This window comes from Lysinibacillus louembei, assembly GCF_033880585.1.
Lineage (GTDB): Bacteria > Bacillota > Bacilli > Bacillales_A > Planococcaceae > Metasolibacillus > Metasolibacillus louembei.
The window spans coordinates 2918632-2936281 of record NZ_CP137624.1 but is presented as its reverse complement, the minus strand read 5'-3'; the positions used below and the strand labels follow the sequence as shown (position 1 = coordinate 2936281).

16 protein-coding genes are annotated in these 17650 nt (G+C 35.2%); 13 read left to right on the top strand and 3 right to left on the bottom strand.

All coding sequences use genetic code 11. The features are described 5' to 3' along the window. The first annotated feature begins 29 nt into the window (after positions 1-29). Positions 30-2000 (top strand): Na+/H+ antiporter, encoded by a 1971-nt coding sequence (locus R6U77_RS14575; RefSeq protein WP_319836198.1) that lies wholly within the window; start codon positions 30-32, stop codon positions 1998-2000. 53 nt (positions 2001-2053) lie between these two features. On the opposite strand, the gene R6U77_RS14570 is transcribed toward R6U77_RS14575, so the two are convergent. Then, positions 2054-2596, bottom strand: a complete 543-nt coding sequence (locus tag R6U77_RS14570; protein ID WP_319836197.1) for a cysteine hydrolase family protein — start codon at positions 2594-2596, stop codon at positions 2054-2056. 117 nt (positions 2597-2713) lie between these two features. Between R6U77_RS14570 and R6U77_RS14565 the strand changes: the two genes are divergently transcribed. Continuing rightward, positions 2714-3103, top strand: coding sequence for an Lrp/AsnC family transcriptional regulator (locus R6U77_RS14565; RefSeq protein ID WP_319836196.1), 390 nt, complete (start codon positions 2714-2716; stop codon positions 3101-3103). Between the two features lie 65 nt (positions 3104-3168). Here the strand turns inward: R6U77_RS14565 and R6U77_RS14560 are convergent, their stop codons facing one another. Further along, positions 3169-3660, bottom strand: coding sequence for a PaaI family thioesterase (locus R6U77_RS14560; RefSeq protein WP_319836195.1), 492 nt, complete (start codon positions 3658-3660; stop codon positions 3169-3171). A gap of 152 nt (positions 3661-3812) precedes the next feature. Between R6U77_RS14560 and R6U77_RS14555 the strand changes: the two genes are divergently transcribed. The 9 genes from R6U77_RS14555 (at position 3813) to R6U77_RS14515 (ending at position 13980) form a co-directional block, all read left to right on the top strand. Continuing rightward, positions 3813-4370 carry a TetR/AcrR family transcriptional regulator gene (locus tag R6U77_RS14555; RefSeq protein WP_319836194.1) on the top strand — a complete coding sequence of 186 codons (558 nt, stop codon included), beginning with the start codon at positions 3813-3815 and terminating at the stop codon, positions 4368-4370. A gap of 94 nt (positions 4371-4464) precedes the next feature. Continuing rightward, positions 4465-7566: an MMPL family transporter gene (locus R6U77_RS14550; RefSeq protein ID WP_319836193.1), complete on the top strand. Its 3102-nt coding sequence runs from the start codon at positions 4465-4467 to the stop codon at positions 7564-7566. A 122-nt stretch (positions 7567-7688) separates the two neighbouring features. Beyond that, positions 7689-7985: a transporter suffix domain-containing protein gene (locus R6U77_RS14545; RefSeq protein WP_319836192.1), complete on the top strand. Its 297-nt coding sequence runs from the start codon at positions 7689-7691 to the stop codon at positions 7983-7985. Continuing rightward, the gene (locus R6U77_RS14540) at positions 7975-8406 is read left to right on the top strand and encodes a MarR family winged helix-turn-helix transcriptional regulator (protein ID WP_319836191.1); all 432 of its coding nucleotides are present in this window, start codon (positions 7975-7977) and stop codon (positions 8404-8406) included. The genes R6U77_RS14545 and R6U77_RS14540 overlap by 11 nt, the downstream gene beginning before the upstream one ends. 102 nt (positions 8407-8508) lie before the next feature. Next, positions 8509-9066, top strand: coding sequence for an isochorismatase family protein (locus R6U77_RS14535; protein WP_319836190.1), 558 nt, complete (start codon positions 8509-8511; stop codon positions 9064-9066). A gap of 27 nt (positions 9067-9093) precedes the next feature. Then, the gene (locus tag R6U77_RS14530) at positions 9094-9978 is read left to right on the top strand and encodes a serine hydrolase domain-containing protein (RefSeq protein ID WP_319836189.1); all 885 of its coding nucleotides are present in this window, start codon (positions 9094-9096) and stop codon (positions 9976-9978) included. Positions 9979-10223: 245 nt separating this feature from the next. After that, complete coding sequence (locus R6U77_RS14525) at positions 10224-11039, top strand: hypothetical protein (protein WP_319836188.1); 816 nt, start codon at positions 10224-10226, stop codon at positions 11037-11039. A gap of 461 nt (positions 11040-11500) precedes the next feature. Next, positions 11501-12571, top strand: a complete 1071-nt coding sequence (locus R6U77_RS14520) for a hypothetical protein (RefSeq protein ID WP_319836187.1) — start codon at positions 11501-11503, stop codon at positions 12569-12571. Positions 12572-13212: 641 nt separating this feature from the next. Beyond that, complete coding sequence (locus R6U77_RS14515; RefSeq protein ID WP_319836186.1) at positions 13213-13980, top strand: GNAT family N-acetyltransferase; 768 nt, start codon at positions 13213-13215, stop codon at positions 13978-13980. A gap of 324 nt (positions 13981-14304) precedes the next feature. On the opposite strand, the gene R6U77_RS14510 is transcribed toward R6U77_RS14515, so the two are convergent. Further along, complete coding sequence (locus R6U77_RS14510) at positions 14305-14475, bottom strand: DUF2197 domain-containing protein (RefSeq protein WP_293927231.1); 171 nt, start codon at positions 14473-14475, stop codon at positions 14305-14307. Positions 14476-14993: 518 nt separating this feature from the next. Between R6U77_RS14510 and R6U77_RS14505 the strand changes: the two genes are divergently transcribed. Both R6U77_RS14505 and R6U77_RS14500 read left to right on the top strand, forming a co-directional pair. After that, the gene (locus R6U77_RS14505; protein WP_319836185.1) at positions 14994-15323 is read left to right on the top strand and encodes a DUF485 domain-containing protein; all 330 of its coding nucleotides are present in this window, start codon (positions 14994-14996) and stop codon (positions 15321-15323) included. Then, positions 15320-16870 (top strand): solute symporter family protein, encoded by a 1551-nt coding sequence (locus R6U77_RS14500; protein WP_319836184.1) that lies wholly within the window; start codon positions 15320-15322, stop codon positions 16868-16870. The genes R6U77_RS14505 and R6U77_RS14500 overlap by 4 nt, the downstream gene beginning before the upstream one ends. The last annotated feature ends 780 nt before the right edge of the window (positions 16871-17650 follow it).

Sequence of the window (17650 nt, the reverse complement as noted above, 5' to 3'; positions counted from 1 at the left end):
CAGATAACTTCTTGTGAGAGGAAGAAGTTATGGAAATTTTAACATCAATTTTAATTTTACTTGTTTTATTATTAGTGACAAACGTATTAGCACATTATATTTCATTTATCCCCATTGCCTTAATCCAAATTGCCTCTGGTATTATCGTGGCACTTGTTGCACAGGATTTTACACTCGATATTGAAGCAGAGTGGTTTTTATTATTATTTATCGCTCCCTTACTTTATCACGATGGAGCCCATTTCCCACGCGAGCAATTATGGAAAATGCGCTTACCTATTCTTGGAAATGCTATCATATTAGTATTATTAACAACTATTGTTGGTGGATTGTTTGTTCATTGGCTCATTCCATCTATTCCATTAGCGGCAGCCTTTGCATTAATGGCGATTTTATCACCTACTGACCCTGTAGCAGTAAATGGAATTGCAAAGCGGGTACATATTCCAGAGCGCATTATGAATTTAGTACGCGGCGAATCATTAATTAATGATGCATCGGGATTAATTGGCTTTAAATATGCGGTAGCTGCCATTGTCACAGGCTATTTTTCTTTAAAGTCAGCAACCTTTGATTTTACATATATGTTTTTAGTCGGCGTATTGATTGGGGTACTCGGTGCATTTTTCATCTTTTTAATTCGTCTCCACTTGCGCCGCATCGGCATTGTTGATTCGACATTTTATGTATTACTACAAGTATTAACACCGTTTATTTTATTTTTAGTGGCGGAGGAGCTATTCCATGCCTCCGGGGTTATTACCGTTGTAACCGGTGGGGTTATTGCTGCTATTTTTAAGGAAAAAACAGAGAACTTTATTGCACGAGAGCAGGTCGTAACAGAGCATGTTTGGTCCATTATTACCTTTGCGTTGAACGGCATCATTTTCCTTCTATTAGGCTTGTTATTACCACCCGCAACGAAGGCGATTTTAGCGAGCCAAGAAATTCATAATGCCATTTTAATTTTATACGTGCTCGCGATTGGTATCGTCGTTTTATCTATTCGCTTTGTCTGGGTAATGCTTTCAAGTAAGCTATTGAGTAGCAACAATGACCATGTGACGCTAAAGGAGCATTTAATTACGACGCTTGTTGGTGTACGTGGGACGATTACGATGGTCGGTATTTTATCATTACCTTTACTAACAGAGCAGGGCGCTGCTTTTCCAAGTCGCCAATTACTGATCTTTTTAGCAGCAGGTGTTATTTTATTCACCTTAATTGTTGCAACGCTGTTCCTACCTTTACTAAACCCGCAGGAAACGGTGCAAGAAAACGATTTAACAGATCGCAAGCGACAAATGATCAAGCAGGCAATTCGCCGAATTCAACTCGAAACGGTAGAGGAAAATGGCTCTGTTGCATTGACCTTAATTAATCAATATAATGCCATGCTATTAAATATTAAGCGTCAGCAGTCAGAGGATATATTCCAGCAGTATCGCCAACAAATGCTTGAAGCTAGAAAAATCGGCATTGAGCTTGAAATATTCTATACGAAGCAATTTCTTGCTGAGCGTAACTTAGACGAATCCATACAGCAAGAGCTAGAATACATGATGAAAGAAAGAAAAGATATGCTCGACACGCACACATTGACGCTAATCAAACGCCAGCTCCGCCATTTCTTACGTGGACGTAAAATGGGGCGTTTGCCATCCTATACGGTAGAACAAATTCATACGATTAAAAGAGAGCTGACGGAATATATAGCAAAGTCTATTATTAAGGATGTTCAGGAAACAAATAAACTAACACCTGACATCATACAAAAAATAGAGCTATACTACCGTCAATTACAATACTCTGTCTATAAAGCAGATGTCACAAAACAAGAGGAGCAAAAGGAATACTTAGCGTTAGCTGCAATTGAGGCGCAAAGAGCTTTAATTAATGAGTGGTATCAAGCAGGCGAAATTAGCAGTGAGTCTGCGAAGGAATTACGGAGATTTGTTAATAGCTTAGAAAGCGTTATTTTATTAGAGGCTGGAGAATAAACTACGGCAAAGAGCCCTTTGCTAAATAAATGAAAAGAGCTCTTTGTTTACACTTATTTACTTAAAAATTCCTTTGCTGTTTGAATAGCTGCAAAGCTAGATAAGGCAGCAAGAAAAGCTGTTTGTACATCGCTAGCATGGACGATTGTATTTTCTATGCTCAATGCTTTTGTAGCAGTGGCATCTGCAATAACAATGGACTGAAAGCCAAATTCTCTGCTGGCTCTCACAGTGGAGTCAATGCACATATGTGTCATCATACCTGTAATGACAAGCTGCCTGATTGACAGGGCTTGTAGAACCTTGAGTAAATCTGTTTGCAGAAAGGCATTTGGATAGTGCTTTTCAAGGATATAGGCATGCTCATTAAGCAGCAAATGAGGGTGAAGCTGTGCCCCCCAAGTATCTACCTCGAAAAAATCAGCAGGCTTTTGATGTTTAATATGCTGAATATAAATAATCGGTAATTGTGAAGAATGAAAATGCTTTTCTAACTCGTTAATTTGACTTAAAGCTTCATTCGAATGGGGAAGCTCCATTTTCCCACCTTGAAAATAATCATTTTGAACATCAATAACAAGAAGTGCTTGTTTCATTGGAATCCCTCTTTCCTTTCATTAGTTGTACTTAGTCTAACGGGATTTCGAAAAATGGTACATAACTTCCTGAAAAACAAAACTTGTAATTACTTTCATTATGAAAAGAGTGAAATAATGGACCATATAGATAAAAAAATTCTTGCATTATTAAAGGAAAATGGACGATTAACCAATAAAGAAATTGGGGAAGTGGTACATATGACAGGGCAGGCAGTGGGAAACCGTATTTTAAAAATGCAGGAAGAAGGCATTTTTAAAAACTTTTCTGTGCATATTCAATATGAGAACACGCAATTTATTCGCATATTTATGAACACAAATCAATTTACAAAATTTGAAACAGCGGTCAAGCAATTTGAAGAAGTAGAACATCTTTATCAAGTATCAGGCCAAGCATGTTACATCATCATCGGTCATTTTACGAATCAACGCTTAGTGACATTTATTAACAGCATATCCGCATGGGGCAGATATACGGTTGACACAGTCATAGCTGAAAAGTAATATGCTTTGTACCGAAAAAGGCTCGGATACAACCGAATCATAGGTTATATCTGAGCCTTAAAATATTAATCTTCCTTCTTCAGAAACGTGCTAGGCATAACAACAAGTACAACTGTACCTTTTGCACAAAGTGTCTCCCCAGCGTAAACCTCCGTTTCAACCTTCCATTTTTTCGGATGAATTTCTTCAATCGTGCCAATCGCTTTTAAAGCAACATCTTGTGGTGTCGGCTTTAGGAAATCCACATTGAGGCTAGCTGTTACAAAGCGAGGTGGTATGGCGCCATCACCAATTTCATGTCCATTTTTCCGATGCAAAGCAAGGGCGGCAGAGCCTGAGCCATGACAATCTATTAAAGAGGCGATTAATCCGCCATATAAAAAACCAGGAATGCCCATATATTTTGCTTCAGGTGTATAAATCGTTATCGTTTTATCGCCTTGCCAGCCTGTTCGAAAATGGTGTCCATCCTCATTCAATCGACCACATCCGTAGCACCAGGCAAAATCGTCTGGATAAATATCTTGAATTGCTTTTTCGACTACAAATTCTTTCATGTTCCTGCCTCCTTCAATCAATACCTTCTTCTTCATTATTGTTGTCCTCTCCATAAAAGTCAAAATATTCTTTCATGTGTTTTAGTTTGACTTACAAGAAAAAGAGGGTAAAATATAGGAATGAACATTCATTCCGAAATGAGGTGAGCAAGATGTCTACAAATAAACAGGATGATATTTTCGAGGCAGCCATGCAGCTGTTTGCAGAGCGAGGCTATGATGGCACAACAATTCCAATGATTGCTGAGAAAGCGAAGGTTGGTGCTGGTACGATTTATCGTTATTTTGATAATAAAGAATCGCTTGTTAACTCTTTATTTATTAAATGTGTGTCGCAATTTGCAGAGCTATTGAAAAATGATTTTCCAGCAAATAATGGGGATGTGCGTGCACAGTTTTCACATATTTTTTACCGCATGGTGCAATTCGCAAATCATAATCCATCTGCCTTACTTTTTATTGATTCGCATTGTAATGGCTATTATCTGAATGAGGATAGCATCAACGTGTATAATGATTTCCTTACCTTTATTATTCGTGCGATAGAAGCTGGCCAACAAGAGGGGGCAATTCGCCTTTTGCCATCCGACGCATTAATTGCTATTGTTTATGGCGCATTTATTATGCTATTTAAAATGGAGCAGTTGGGCAAGGAAGAATTGTTAAAGGAGCTTGGAGAAAGCTGTTGGAACGCTATTCGAATGATTTAACTTGAAACATCTTTGACGAATGAAACGAATTCATCTGTCAAAGCGCTATATACGGAATGAATATTCATTCCTACTTAAAGAAAGGTGATATATGATGAGCAAATTAAAAAATTGGAGAACGCTTTCCTTCGCATTATGGACGCTTGTCACGGCTATTGTCTTAATAACAATGCCAGATATGGATAGGCTGATTAAAGAAAAAGGGCAAATTGCTATCCCTGAAACAGAACAAAGTGCCATTGCTTACGAGATGCTACAGGAAATGGACCCAAAAGGCGGGGAAGCCTATTCCATTATCGCCGTTTTTAACAGTGGTAATGAGGAGGCTTTGTCAACTGAGCAACGACAGCAAGTTGCAGACGTTGTTAAAGAGCTACAAAGCAAAAAGCAGCAATTAGGCATTACAGAAATGGTTTCCCATTTAGATGGTGAAGAAATAGAAAAGCAATTAGTCGCAGAAGATGGCACGACAATTTTAACGCAGCTCTCTGTAACTCGAGAGCAGGGAAGTATTACAGAGGTTGCAGAGGCACTACATAGCATCATTGACAGCTCAGCGCTTCAAACCTATTTAACTGGTAGTGAACTAGTAGGCACAGATTTTATGAACTCAACACAAGAAGGGGTACAAAAGACGGAAATCATTGCTGTGATTTTTATCCTTGCTGTCTTAGTGTTAGTATTCCGTTCACCGATTGTTCCAGTTATTTCTCTTTTAACAGTAGGTGTTTCTTATTTAGTATCAATGGGCGTTATCGCACAACTTGTTGATCAGTTTAATTTTCCGTTTTCCAACTTTACACAAGTATTTTTAGTGGTCGTCTTGTTTGGTATCGGAACAGATTATAATATTTTACTATATACGCGCTTTAAAGAGGAATTAAGCAGTCAGGACAATGCTTTTTTAGCAACAAAGGCGACATTTAAGTTCGCTGGAAAAACGGTTGTATATAGTGGTATCGCTGTATTAATCGGCTTTGCCTCACTTATTTTAGCAAATTTCAAGCTGTATCAGGCAACGTCGGCAGTAGCCATTGGGGTAGCCGTGCTGCTGCTTGTTTTAATGACATTGAATCCATTCTTTATGGTGCTATTAGGGAAAAAGATGTTCTATCCTGTTAAAACATTTAAAGGGCATGGTGATAGCCGTTTATGGGGCTTTTTAGCAAAAAGCGCTGCATTTAGACCATTCTTTGCTGTTATTTTAGTGTTGGTCATCTCCATTCCATTTATTATGAGCTATTCCAACACATTGAACTTCAATGATTTATGGGAAGTGGACGATAAATATGAATCAAAGCAGGGCATTAACGTCATTGAAAAGCATTTTTCACCAGGCTTCTCATCGCCAGCCACATTAGTTCTTCAGGCTGAGCAACCATTGGACGATGTCAGCTCGTTGCAAATACTAGATGAGCTAGCTGATAAAATTTCTAAAATTGACGGTGTTTCAGAGGTTTATGCACCCACTCGTCCAGCGGGAGAAAAAATTAAAGAATTATATATTAACGATCAGGCAAACGAATTAAAAGCAGGGCTTGGCGATGCCAATAGCGGTATTGGTACAATTCATGAAGGGCTAGCCTCTGCCAACGAGCAAATGGCAGGTGGTGATACCAATGACTTAGCCAATGTGCAGCAGCTTATTGATGGTACGAGTGAAGTGAAAAATGGAGTAGCTGCCTTAAACAATGCCTTAAATGACTTAACAGCAGGGCTGACAAACGGCACTACTGGTGCACAGCAGCTAGCAAATGGCTTAACTAGCTTGAACAACAATATTCAAGCTCTTTCAAATGCAACTGCACAGCTTCATACAGCTTACAACCAATTAGAAAACGGCTTAGCTTCGTATAATCAGCATTTTACAAGCATTGCACAGGCAATTGATGGTGCTGCGGCAGGCTATCAGCAAATCGAAGCATTAATGACTAGTTTACTAGAAACAAAGCCTGAATTGACAGAGGATGCCAACATTCAACAAACATTAGGTATTGCCAAATCTGCACAGCAGCAATTACAGGAGCTTGCAAGCCAAGTGCAGCAGCTAGCAGGGCAGCACCAAATGGCGATGACTTCATTTAAAAAGGCAAACGGAGCTCTAGGTGAAGTAAATACAGGCTTAGATCAAATGAAAACAGGCGTTGCTCATCTACAGCAAGGCGCTAATGAATTAACAAATGGTTTCCAAAAAGGAGCGGATGGTTCTCAGCAAATTGCTAGCAATACAGGGCAATTACAGCAAGGTGTTGCACAAATTCATCAAGGCCAGCAGCAACTATTAACAGGGCTTCAGGACTTGCAAGAGCAAATGGGGCAATTGCAGGCAGGGCTTACAGAAAGCACTGAGGGGCTTGCGCAGGTAAGTGATGGCTTACAACAATCACAAGACTATTTAAGCGATTTGAGCACAGCCAAGTCATCAGAGAAGTTTTATGTACCACAGGATATACTCGTGAGTGAGGATTTCCAGGAAGCTTTAAATATGTACATGTCCGATAATCGCCAATTCGCAACAATGACGATTATTTTAGAGACTAACCCATATTCACAACAGGCAATGCCAATCGTACAAGAAATCAAGCAACAAGTAGCTACAGCCTTAGAGGGCACTAGCTTACAGGATACGAAGGCAGCCATTGGTGGCAAATCCTCTGAAAATGTCGATTTGAAAAATGTCTCAGAGCAGGATTTCCTACACACAGCGACAATTATGTTAATTGGCATTGCGCTTGTGCTAATGGTCATCACACGTTCAATTGCACACTCCATCTTTATCGTAGGCTCATTGCTTTTAGCTTACTTCACAGCGCTTGGTGCAAGTGAATTGATTAGCTCCTACGTTTTAAATATCGATCAGCTAAGCTGGAATGTTCCATTCTTTAGCTTTATTATGATTGTCGCATTAGGGGTCGACTACAGCATTTTCCTAATGATGCGCTACAACGAGCTAGAAGATAATCCAACAGAGCAAATTGTGCAAGCGTCGCGTCATATCGGTGGTGTCGTTCTATCAGCTGCCTTAATTTTAGGCGGCACGTTTGCAGCCTTGATTCCTTCAGGTGTCTTAACATTAATTCAAGTAGCACTAGTTGTGTTAATCGGGCTAGTATTCTTGAGCTTTATCGCGATGCCGGTTTTATTGCCGGGGTTGATTGGCTTGATGAATAAGGTGAAAGGCTTTACAAAGAAATAAATGCATAGACATTTGGTGTTGCTAGCTAACAACACCAAATGTTTTTTTATTTCAAAATGTTGTAATCAAAAAAGCGTCGTTATATAATTTAGTTAACTTAACTAAATTAGGAGGAATTAAAATTGGAAAAAGATATAATTTCTAACGCAGATAAACAAAAGAAACCATTCCTTTTTAAACTTGGGATAGGGCTTCTTATCCTTTATCCTATATTATGGGGATTTGCTGCTATCGTCCCATTTACCCCGTTTCCTACTCATATAAAGGCGATTATTATTCCAGCATGTATAGTAGTGGGAGAAATCCTGTTTTTAATAGGTGTGGCATTTGTCGGAAAAGAAGTCGTGACCAAATATAAAAGTAAGCTAAACCCTAAAAATTGGAGAAGAAAAGGGGGTAAACAACAAGATGGACAATGAAAACCTACCTGAGCAAATCAATCAAACACTTGAAGAGCTATGGATCTTACTTGAAAAAAAAGAACGAGCTTATACAAATTTCAACTTAAATAATCAGCAATATACGTTATTAACACTAATTATTCGCCATCCATCCTCCACACCTACAGAGCTAGCAGAAAAAATGAATATTACGAAAAGCGCTATCAGTCAACAGCTAGTAAGACTTGAAACGGAAGGTTATATTTATAGAAAGCAGCATCCAGAAGATAAGCGTGCATTTTCAGTTGAATTAGGCGAAAAAGGATTGCTTTATAAAAGTGAAATGGAAAGATTTATGCAGCAAATATCAGAAAAATATTATGCAAGCTTGTCATTTGAAGAATTAACAAATTTTTTGTCTGCACTTCAAAAGCTCACGCTAGTTATTGATGAGCTTTAAGTAAGGTTTTCCTAATGTACAGCCTTTATAATAGTTGCGATAAAATACTTCCTTAGCTTATAGTTATCTAAAGTGAAATGATAAATGAAAAGGGGTTTTCTATTGAAACAAGCTTTAGTGGTTATTGATGCACAACAACAATTGATTGATGGGAATGAGCAAGAACAAAGCGTTTTTAATAAAGCATCTTTGTTGGATAATATTAATTTAGTAGTAAAAAAAGCATTAGAGGCAAATAGCTTAATTATTTTTATAAGAGATAAGGATGTAGCTGAAGGCGTAGGTAAAGGTTTCGAAGTCCACGAAGCCATCCATATTCCCCAAGAAGCAATAGTATTTGATAAAAAGGCAACGAATTCATTTTACGGTACGCCATTATTGAGCTGTTTACAAGAGAACAAGGTGCAGCACCTTGTCATAATGGGCTGCAAAACGGAGCATTGTATAGATACAGCAGTCAGGACAGCAACTGTAAGCGGTTTTGATGTTACTTTAATAGAGAACGGTCATTCAACAACAGATTCCCAAAGCTTAACGGCTGAACAAATTATCGGCCATCATAATAAAATTCTTCATGGACATTACAATGTCGACAATTTTTCAATGGTTAGAAATGCGAATGAAGATGTGTTTCAACCTATTCATAATAATTACCGATAGTTTAATTAAGGGGCGATTCTCAATAAAATGCAATCTTTAACCGATTTTGAAAAAATAATAAAAAAAGACAAAATTGATAGTGTCCTTGTACAGAAAAATAATACCATGATTTTTGAATATTATCGAAACAACAAAATGAAGGAAAGACAGCATAAAATATATTCTGTTACAAAAAGCATTTTGTCCGCACTGATTGGCATTGCGATTGACAAAGGCTTTATTGAACATGTGAACATGCCAATCAGTCATTACTTTCCGGAATTTGATCAAGATAAAGAAAAAGAGAAAATTACAATTAAGCATCTGTTAACAATGACATCAGGATTATACTGGCCAGGTAATAATGGGATGATACCGAGCAAAAATTGGGTCAATTTTGTGCTGCAGCAGGACATTGCTCATCCTCCAGGAAATGAAATGGTCTACAGCTGTGGTTCTTCACAATTATTAAGTGCCATCTTACAAAAGACTACTGGACTACATACAGAAGCCTTCGCTAAAAAGTATTTATTTACACCTCTGGGCATAACAGATTATAGATGGAACTGTGACCCTCAAGGTATCGCCATTGGCGGATTCGGATTAGCGATGAAAACAGTTGATATGTTAAAAATCGGTACGCTTTATTTAAATAATGGCGTATGCAAATCTAAACAAATTGTGCCATATCACTGGATTGAGGAATCTACAAGTCCAAAGATCAAGACAGATGATAATTATGCATACGCGTATCATTGGTGGAATGTAACATCCGACAATCAAATAGATAGAATTTTTTTGGCTGTTGGACGTGAAGGTCAGTATATTATTGTCGCACCGGACTATCAATTAGTAACGGTTTTCACAAGTAGTTTTAAAGATGGATCAGCAAGACCCTTACAATATTTTATGGACTACCTATTAGAAGTGTAATTCCAATTTAAACGGATCAAAAGCAGCTTTACATTCGTCTAACCTTAAGAATCTAATTTATAAACCAGAAATTTATTTATTGAATACAAGTCATTCATCCGAAAATGAATATATTCAACAACAACATTCCAAAGAAATAATAAAACAAATCGCTGGTCTTTCAGGAAAATACAAAGATGTTCTCATTCTTTATTACTATCAGGAAATGAACATGAAGGAAATAAGTCTTTAAAGGAGTAGTCAACTTGAATAACTTTGATAAGAAGATATCAGGTAAAGTGAAGAGTTATTTAGGAGAAAATGTTGAATTTTCGACTGAAGAAAGTAAGAAAATTCACCTAAAAATTCAACAAGAGTTTTATAAATCAAGAAGTGGGAATCCGTTATATTGGACAGTTTTGGCTTTTGCAGCAATTATTTTTATCATACTAAGCCTATCCTTTCTAAAAAGTCCAATTATAGTTCCAGAAAACGAGTATGTTGCACAGGGTTCTGGTAATGAAAATATTACCTTACCTGAAGGTAAAGAATTAGCGGTGGACCTGTCTGACATTGAACAAATGAATATTGGTGCCGAGATGCCTCGACTTTTATATGCCGATAACCAGATAGCAGTTATGCAAGGTACATTTGGAGTAGTCGTATATAATATGCAAGATTCAATTGTTACGAATCGGATTTCATATGAGCAAATTAAGTCATATGGCATTTCAATGATATTGGCATCTGTATCGCAAGATGGTACAACAATCTTTATTGGAAATGATGATATGTCTATGTCGTCTAATCAATATATATTTACTCATCAATATGATATTAGTACTAGAATAATCAAAAAAACTACACAACAGCCACCAAATTTATTTAGTCCTAAAACTATTGAACAACCAGGTTATCATGAGCAATACGACGATTTACAATATGGTACGAGTCACAATATTGTAGAACTTGATAAGTCATTTATATATCTTCGCTCCGCAAAATGGGAAATGAAAGACCTACAAATTGTTAATTGCCCGTATGAAGATGGTGAAAGCAAAGTCTTTGATGTGTTCAAATGAGCATTATAATCATAGCCTTTATTCACCGATTGGGCCCATTGCAAAAAGAAATCGAAGATAGGGAGGACATAGTAAGTAGCTTGCTAAAATATAATAAATAGAAACAGCCATCATTTAGCATGATGGCTGTTTCTATTTATTACTTGTAGCTAAGTTTGCTGGTAAGCATAATTAACTCTATTGGTCTCCACTTCCTTATTCTATCTGCTTTAAAGTCCTCTGAGAATGAACAGCAAACACTTTCTTTAGCTGTCAAAGGCTATGAAAAATTAAAATTAGTGAAGAAAGAATAAAAAATGCTACAGCAAGTCCACTGTTAGCTTGGACTTAAGATGTTATGATAAAAGAAGCATCTAGAGGGAAAGGATATGACAGTGAAATATTTCAATACCTTAACTCGTTGTCTTACAAGCATCAGAAGGTGGGGAAATAAATATGAAATTTTAGAAGGAGAGTAAGCAGTGGACAAACTAAATCAATATATACAAGAAAAAAAGGCTAAAACCAAGAAAGTACGTCAATTAGAACGTTATCTAGCTTGTGGTACCTATGAGTTTGATAAAGAATTGAGAGTTTTGTTTAATACGAAGGAGAGTAATTCTCCTATTCTCGATAGCTCATTTGACATTTATGACTTTGATCAAAAATGGTCACTCCCATTGACAAAGGGAAAGTTGAAAAGCTGGCAAAAACCCTTAAAAGTTAAAAAAGAGAAACATAAATTGTTTCAAGGAAATATTATCTGGTTTTGCAGCAATGGAGACATTAAAATATTTTCTAAAACTGAAACATTGATTATTTGTAATAACAAAGAAAACTATTTGAATAAGATTGAGAACTATACGTATTTTTCAAGATTTTTCAAGCTTCCAGAACTGGTATATCAAGATGATAATAAATATCAATTGATAGAAAAATATATTAATTTTCAAAGGCAAAGTAATCAAGATAATCCATTCATATTGAAAAGCATTTATGATGATTATACTAATTATTTTTCAACTATTAACCGTGAATCACAACCAGCTCATTATACATTGAACGATCTTTTAAAAACCAGCTCTAATGCAATTCATGTAGAACGTTTTAAGCACATAGTTAACAATATAGATACTCAATTATTTGAAGCTGAGTTTCCATTTATCAAACTTCATGGTGATTTATGGACAGCAAATGTTCTTTTAGGAAAAGAACAAAATGGACCTTCAAGATTGTGGTATATTGACTGGGATGAATCAGGAGATTACATTTTCTTTTATGATTTTTTCAAATTCATGTGGAATGAACTGGATGTGAATAATCGCTATGAATATTATAAATGCTATCTAAGTGGGGAATTGGATAACCATTTTAAAAAAGCTTTTGATATTTTCCAACTTGAGTTTCAACCTGAATTAAAAAAGGATTATTTTTGTATGTTTATTTTAAATTTCCTCCTAGCTGATTCGAGAAATATGCCACTCAAGGTAAAGCTAAATGAAGTAAGTGATTTTCAGCAGAAAGTACTGTTAAATGATAGTTTTTCATCTTAAAATTTCAAAACAAAAAAGCCTAATTTCTTAACATTTATATTTGAGAAATTAGGCTTTTTTGTATGAGGACAAGAACTTCTATACCTTATATTTTCCGAAAATTACGAATTTATGTGAGGTGAAGTAAAATGTACAAGCCTTTAATCACGGATATGAGCAAAAGAGCTGAAAAAATAAATTTTCAAAAATGGGGAAATAGCCATTACTGTAGATTTGAAATAAAGTTGCGATGAAATGCCCCTTTAGATTATAGTTGTCTAAAGAGGTGTTTTTATGTCTAAACGAGCAAGAACATCTAAAATCGAAAAATGGATAAAAGAAGGTCACGGTTCTGGTATTGGTGTGGCTTTAAAATAAAGTTTAAAACAGAATCTAATAATTTAAAATAAAACTTATTGTTTTGGAGGAATTTTTTATTCAGCAATCAGACTAGATTATTGAATAACATTCCAAACGACGCTTTGGCACTTTTTTCAACGAAGCAGTTCAATACAAGACGGGACTTTGGAGTAAATAAGTGTACTTTAAGTTTTCTGAAAATTATGGGAGGATATAGAAACTGTGAACAATGTATCATTATTATTGAAATACCCCTATAATAAAAAGAGAGCGCGCTCTATGTAATTGGAAGGGGCAAGGAAATGATTGCAAATCAACAATTAGTTATAAACAATCTTGAAGAAAAATTAAGAATATTCACTCATGTAGTTAATGGAAAGCTTATCAAAGAAGAAGATTTCGTTTTAGCGAATACAGAAATACCTACTGATACATTCAATATACTTTTGCCGAAATCTGCACATATAAAAAATGCATCTAATATTAGAAGTAGCATCGAAAATATGTCTCTTAAAGAATATCCCTTTAGTATGTGGATTGACTCTCGGTATTTGAACGCTGGCTGGCAAGACTTGATACAAGAATACGACCTAAATGAAGCAGAACGTAATGTGATGATGAAACTTGAAAATACGCTAAATGTCTGTCAAAGAAAATCTCATCAGCTTATGATTACTCCTGTGAGAAATTTTGAAGAACTTAAGGAATATAAAGAGGTTTTTTTAAGCCTATTTGAAGGTACAACGGAAAAAGATGCGTTAGAAAAATATTTTAATAAATTTTCTGAAGTAAATTTAGGTTCTGAAATTCAAATGTTTATTGGACGTGTTGGTGAAATAACTGTATCTACTGGTTTACTAATAGATAGCAAAGAAAGTTATGGTATTTATGATGTTATGACAAAAGAAACATTTAGAGGTAAAGGATATGGCAGTGAAATGTTTCAATACCTTCTTACACAGACAAAAGATAAACAAAAACCCGTTGTCTTACAAGCATCAGATGATGGAAAAAATATCTATAAGCGCTTTGGATTTATAGATATTGGAGAAATGGTTGTATTTGAATAAGGATTTTTAAAGCATACAAAATTAAACTAATAACGTTCCCAAATACAAGTTTGGATGGAATTTTTTCGTAAAACGTCTGCAGGTTCTTGTCATAAATTATTCATTATACATCCTCATACAACAAAGGATGACAGTAACAAAGCACTTCTCCAAGTAAAATGATTTTAGTTTACATAATATAAATTATAGGAAGTTATATATCTTTAATAAGTATACTTTTAATATTGAGACGAAACGGAAAATAAAGCATTTCAAATTTAATTATTCACCATTCCAGTTTAAATTATCAAAGTGTTTTTATCATGCACAACTAATTTTGTATAGCTATCTAAAGAAATTTTTAATGGCGTCCATACGGATTTTGCTATAGCATTCCTCACAGCGAAAAATTTTACTGGTTCTTTCTTTTACTTGTCGAAATCTTAGTGAATCTTCATATACCCTAAATTTGTTTTTACAGCTCGAACACGTTACCTCGTAGTAAAACATCAGCATCCTCCTACATGACATATTACTTTTTAGTTGTTTTATTATTTGTACGCATAGTTTTATTTTAGTACGGTCATGCAAATAAATCGAATAAAAAAATCTACTCTGCCAAAATTGGATTGATTTCCGTCGATTTTCCTGATAATTGGATAATATAATCAACAAATAAAAAAATTTTCACCACAAATTTTTATCATTTCCATTGGTGTTATATAACAATTTCTATTTCAGCCCCTTTTTTAACATTTAGCCTGCCGAAATATAATTTTGTACTTCATGTATAAATTTTCTGCGCTTACATAAAAAATATTGTCATTATTATAGCATTATAGAGTATAAGAAAGTGATTACTTATTCTGGATATCTCTTATAAGCCTTGGTAATTCTATTGTTATTTACGATATTTAAAATTCTGAATATTATAAAAATGGTATTGCAAATAAAATAATTTTCTTCTAAAATGACATCTAACATGAATTTGCTTCACGCTAATTCATCCAAATTAACAATTTAGGGGGATATTTATGCGTAGTGCTTCACTAGAAAAAAATGCAATTAACTTTGAAAAAATTAATCAAATGGAGTCCTTTAATACGTTTGTCAAAAAGAAAAATAAGCTATTATTCACAATTACCGCAGCATTTTTAACATTTTATATCTTTTTACCGATTTTAGCGTTTACAACTGTTCTACAACAGAGTGCAATTGGTTCCATTACTTGGGTATGGGTATACTCTGCTGCTCTCTTTGTGATGACGGTTATATTATGTACCGTTTATGGCAAATTGGCAGCAAAGCTGGATAAAGAAGTACAGGCAATTTTAGCAGAATATGAAGGAGGTCAATCATTATGAATTTAGTATCAGCGGGTTTTTTCCTTGGGATTGTTGGGTTAACATTAATCGTGACATATATCGCAGCGAAGCGAACGTCTTCTGCAAGTGATTTTTACACTGCTGGTGGCGGTTTGACAGGCTGGCAAAATGGCTTTGCGATTGCAGGCGACTATTTATCTGCCGCAGCATTTTTAGGTGTATCTGGTGCGATTGCTTTAACAGGCTTCGATGGCTTCTTCTTCTCTGTTGGCTATGTTGTAGCCAATTTAGTTCTTTTATATGTCATTGCAGAGCCAATGCGTAATTTAGGACGTTATACATTAGCAGATATGCTGACGGCTCGCTTCAATGAAAAGCGGATACGTGGCGTGGCAGCAACAGGCACAATTATTATCGTTATTTTTTATATGATTGCACAGCTCGTTGGTGCAGGTGCATTAATTAAACTATTATTTGGGATTGAGTATTGGATTGCCGTGCTAATTGTTGGTGTGATGATGACAACATACGTATTATTTGGTGGCATGACGGCAACAAGCTGGGTACAAATTATTAAAGCAGGCTTACTATTATTCGGTACTGCCCTTCTTGCGATTTTAGTGTTCTATAAATTTGATTTTAATTTAGTGAAAATGTTTGATACAATCGCGGCAGATCATGGCAAAGAGTATTTAGTGCCAGGAATAAAATATACATCGACGATTGATTCTGTCTCAATGATGATGGCACTTGTATTAGGAACATCGGGGTTACCACATATTTTAATGCGCTTCTTTACGGTAAAGGATGCGCGTACAGCTCGAACATCGATTTCATATGCAACTTGGATTACAGCGATTTTCTTTGCTTTAACTATTTTCTTAGGATTTGGCGCGATGCATTTTGTTGGATTGGATGCAATTAAAGCATCTAGCGCTGCCGGTAACACAGCTGCTCCACTTTTAGCCGAGTTTTTAGGTGGTAATATTTTGTTATCGTTTATTAGTGCAGTCGCGTTTGCAACAATTTTAGCAGTTGTTTCAGGTCTAGTTTTAACAGGTGCTTCAGCGATTTCCCACGATATTTATGGTGAAATTTTAAAGGATGGAAAATTAACAGAGAAGCAACAAGTAATGGCGGCTCGCTTAGGCTCTATTTCTATTGCAATTGTTTCTATTATTTTGGCATTATTTGCTCAAAGCTTGAATGTATCGTTTTTAGTATCATTTGCCTTTTGTTTAGGGGCTTCAGCGAATTTACCTGTTATTTTGTACACGATTTATTGGAAAAAATTCAATTCAACTGGCGTTGTGGCAGCAATTGTAACAGGTTTGGCTTCTTGCTTAATACTCGGTGCATTAGGTCCAAACCTTTGGAGTGAAACAGGATCAGCCATTTTTGTAGGAAAACCTTTAGTAAACTTATCGGTACCAGCAATCATTACAATTCCATTAGGCTTCCTTGCTGGTTATTTAGGAACTGTTTTATCATCAAATAAACAGACTACGAAACAATCAGAGGAAATTTTCAAAGAAATACGTGTAAAGGCAAATACAGGTATATCTGTATCTGATGTATCACATTAATTTATCAAACATACGCACAAAGCATGGCCATGCTTTGTGCGTATGTTTTGTATCTAGGGAAATTCTGATTAATCGAATTACTTATTCTGCTTATCATCAATCAACCCTTTAAAATATATTGATTTCTTCACATATTCACCTTCTCTTTCTATTGTATTTAACAGCTAGCATACTTAAATCAACATCAATAATTCCCCTTTGTTATATAGCAATTATAACAACAACTCGAAAATATGATTTGTATTTTGTTTAAAATAAGAAAATATAGCAAACGAAAAATCGGTAATAGCTTTATCTGATTATCTATTTACAGTTTTAATATTGTTATAACACAAAATATCAGTTTTTGTATTTGTTATATCATATTAACTTGTCAAGGATACTATTTGAAGTGAAGATCTAATTACTATTCTTCATACCCTAAAAATATTATAATAATATATTAATTTCTTGCGAAACACTTTTAAAAACATCATTTTTAAAAGACAAAAAAATCTGTCGAAAATAACAAAATTTTCTCTTTCAGGAACTAAAATTGTTTATCATCATCGTTTTATACATTGATATATCAATATTTAGTAAAATAATTTCGTCTTCAAAAATACCTACTTCTCCCCTTTTACCCTATCATTTTTCTCGCTTAAGTTACTTTTCTAAAAATTTTTTTCACATAATTTTCTTGAAAACTATTGCAATTTTGTGAACGGTCAAATAGAATGAAAATTGTAAATTCTTGATAGAGCAATTTACGTACAAAATGCAGTAATTTTAGACAAAAAT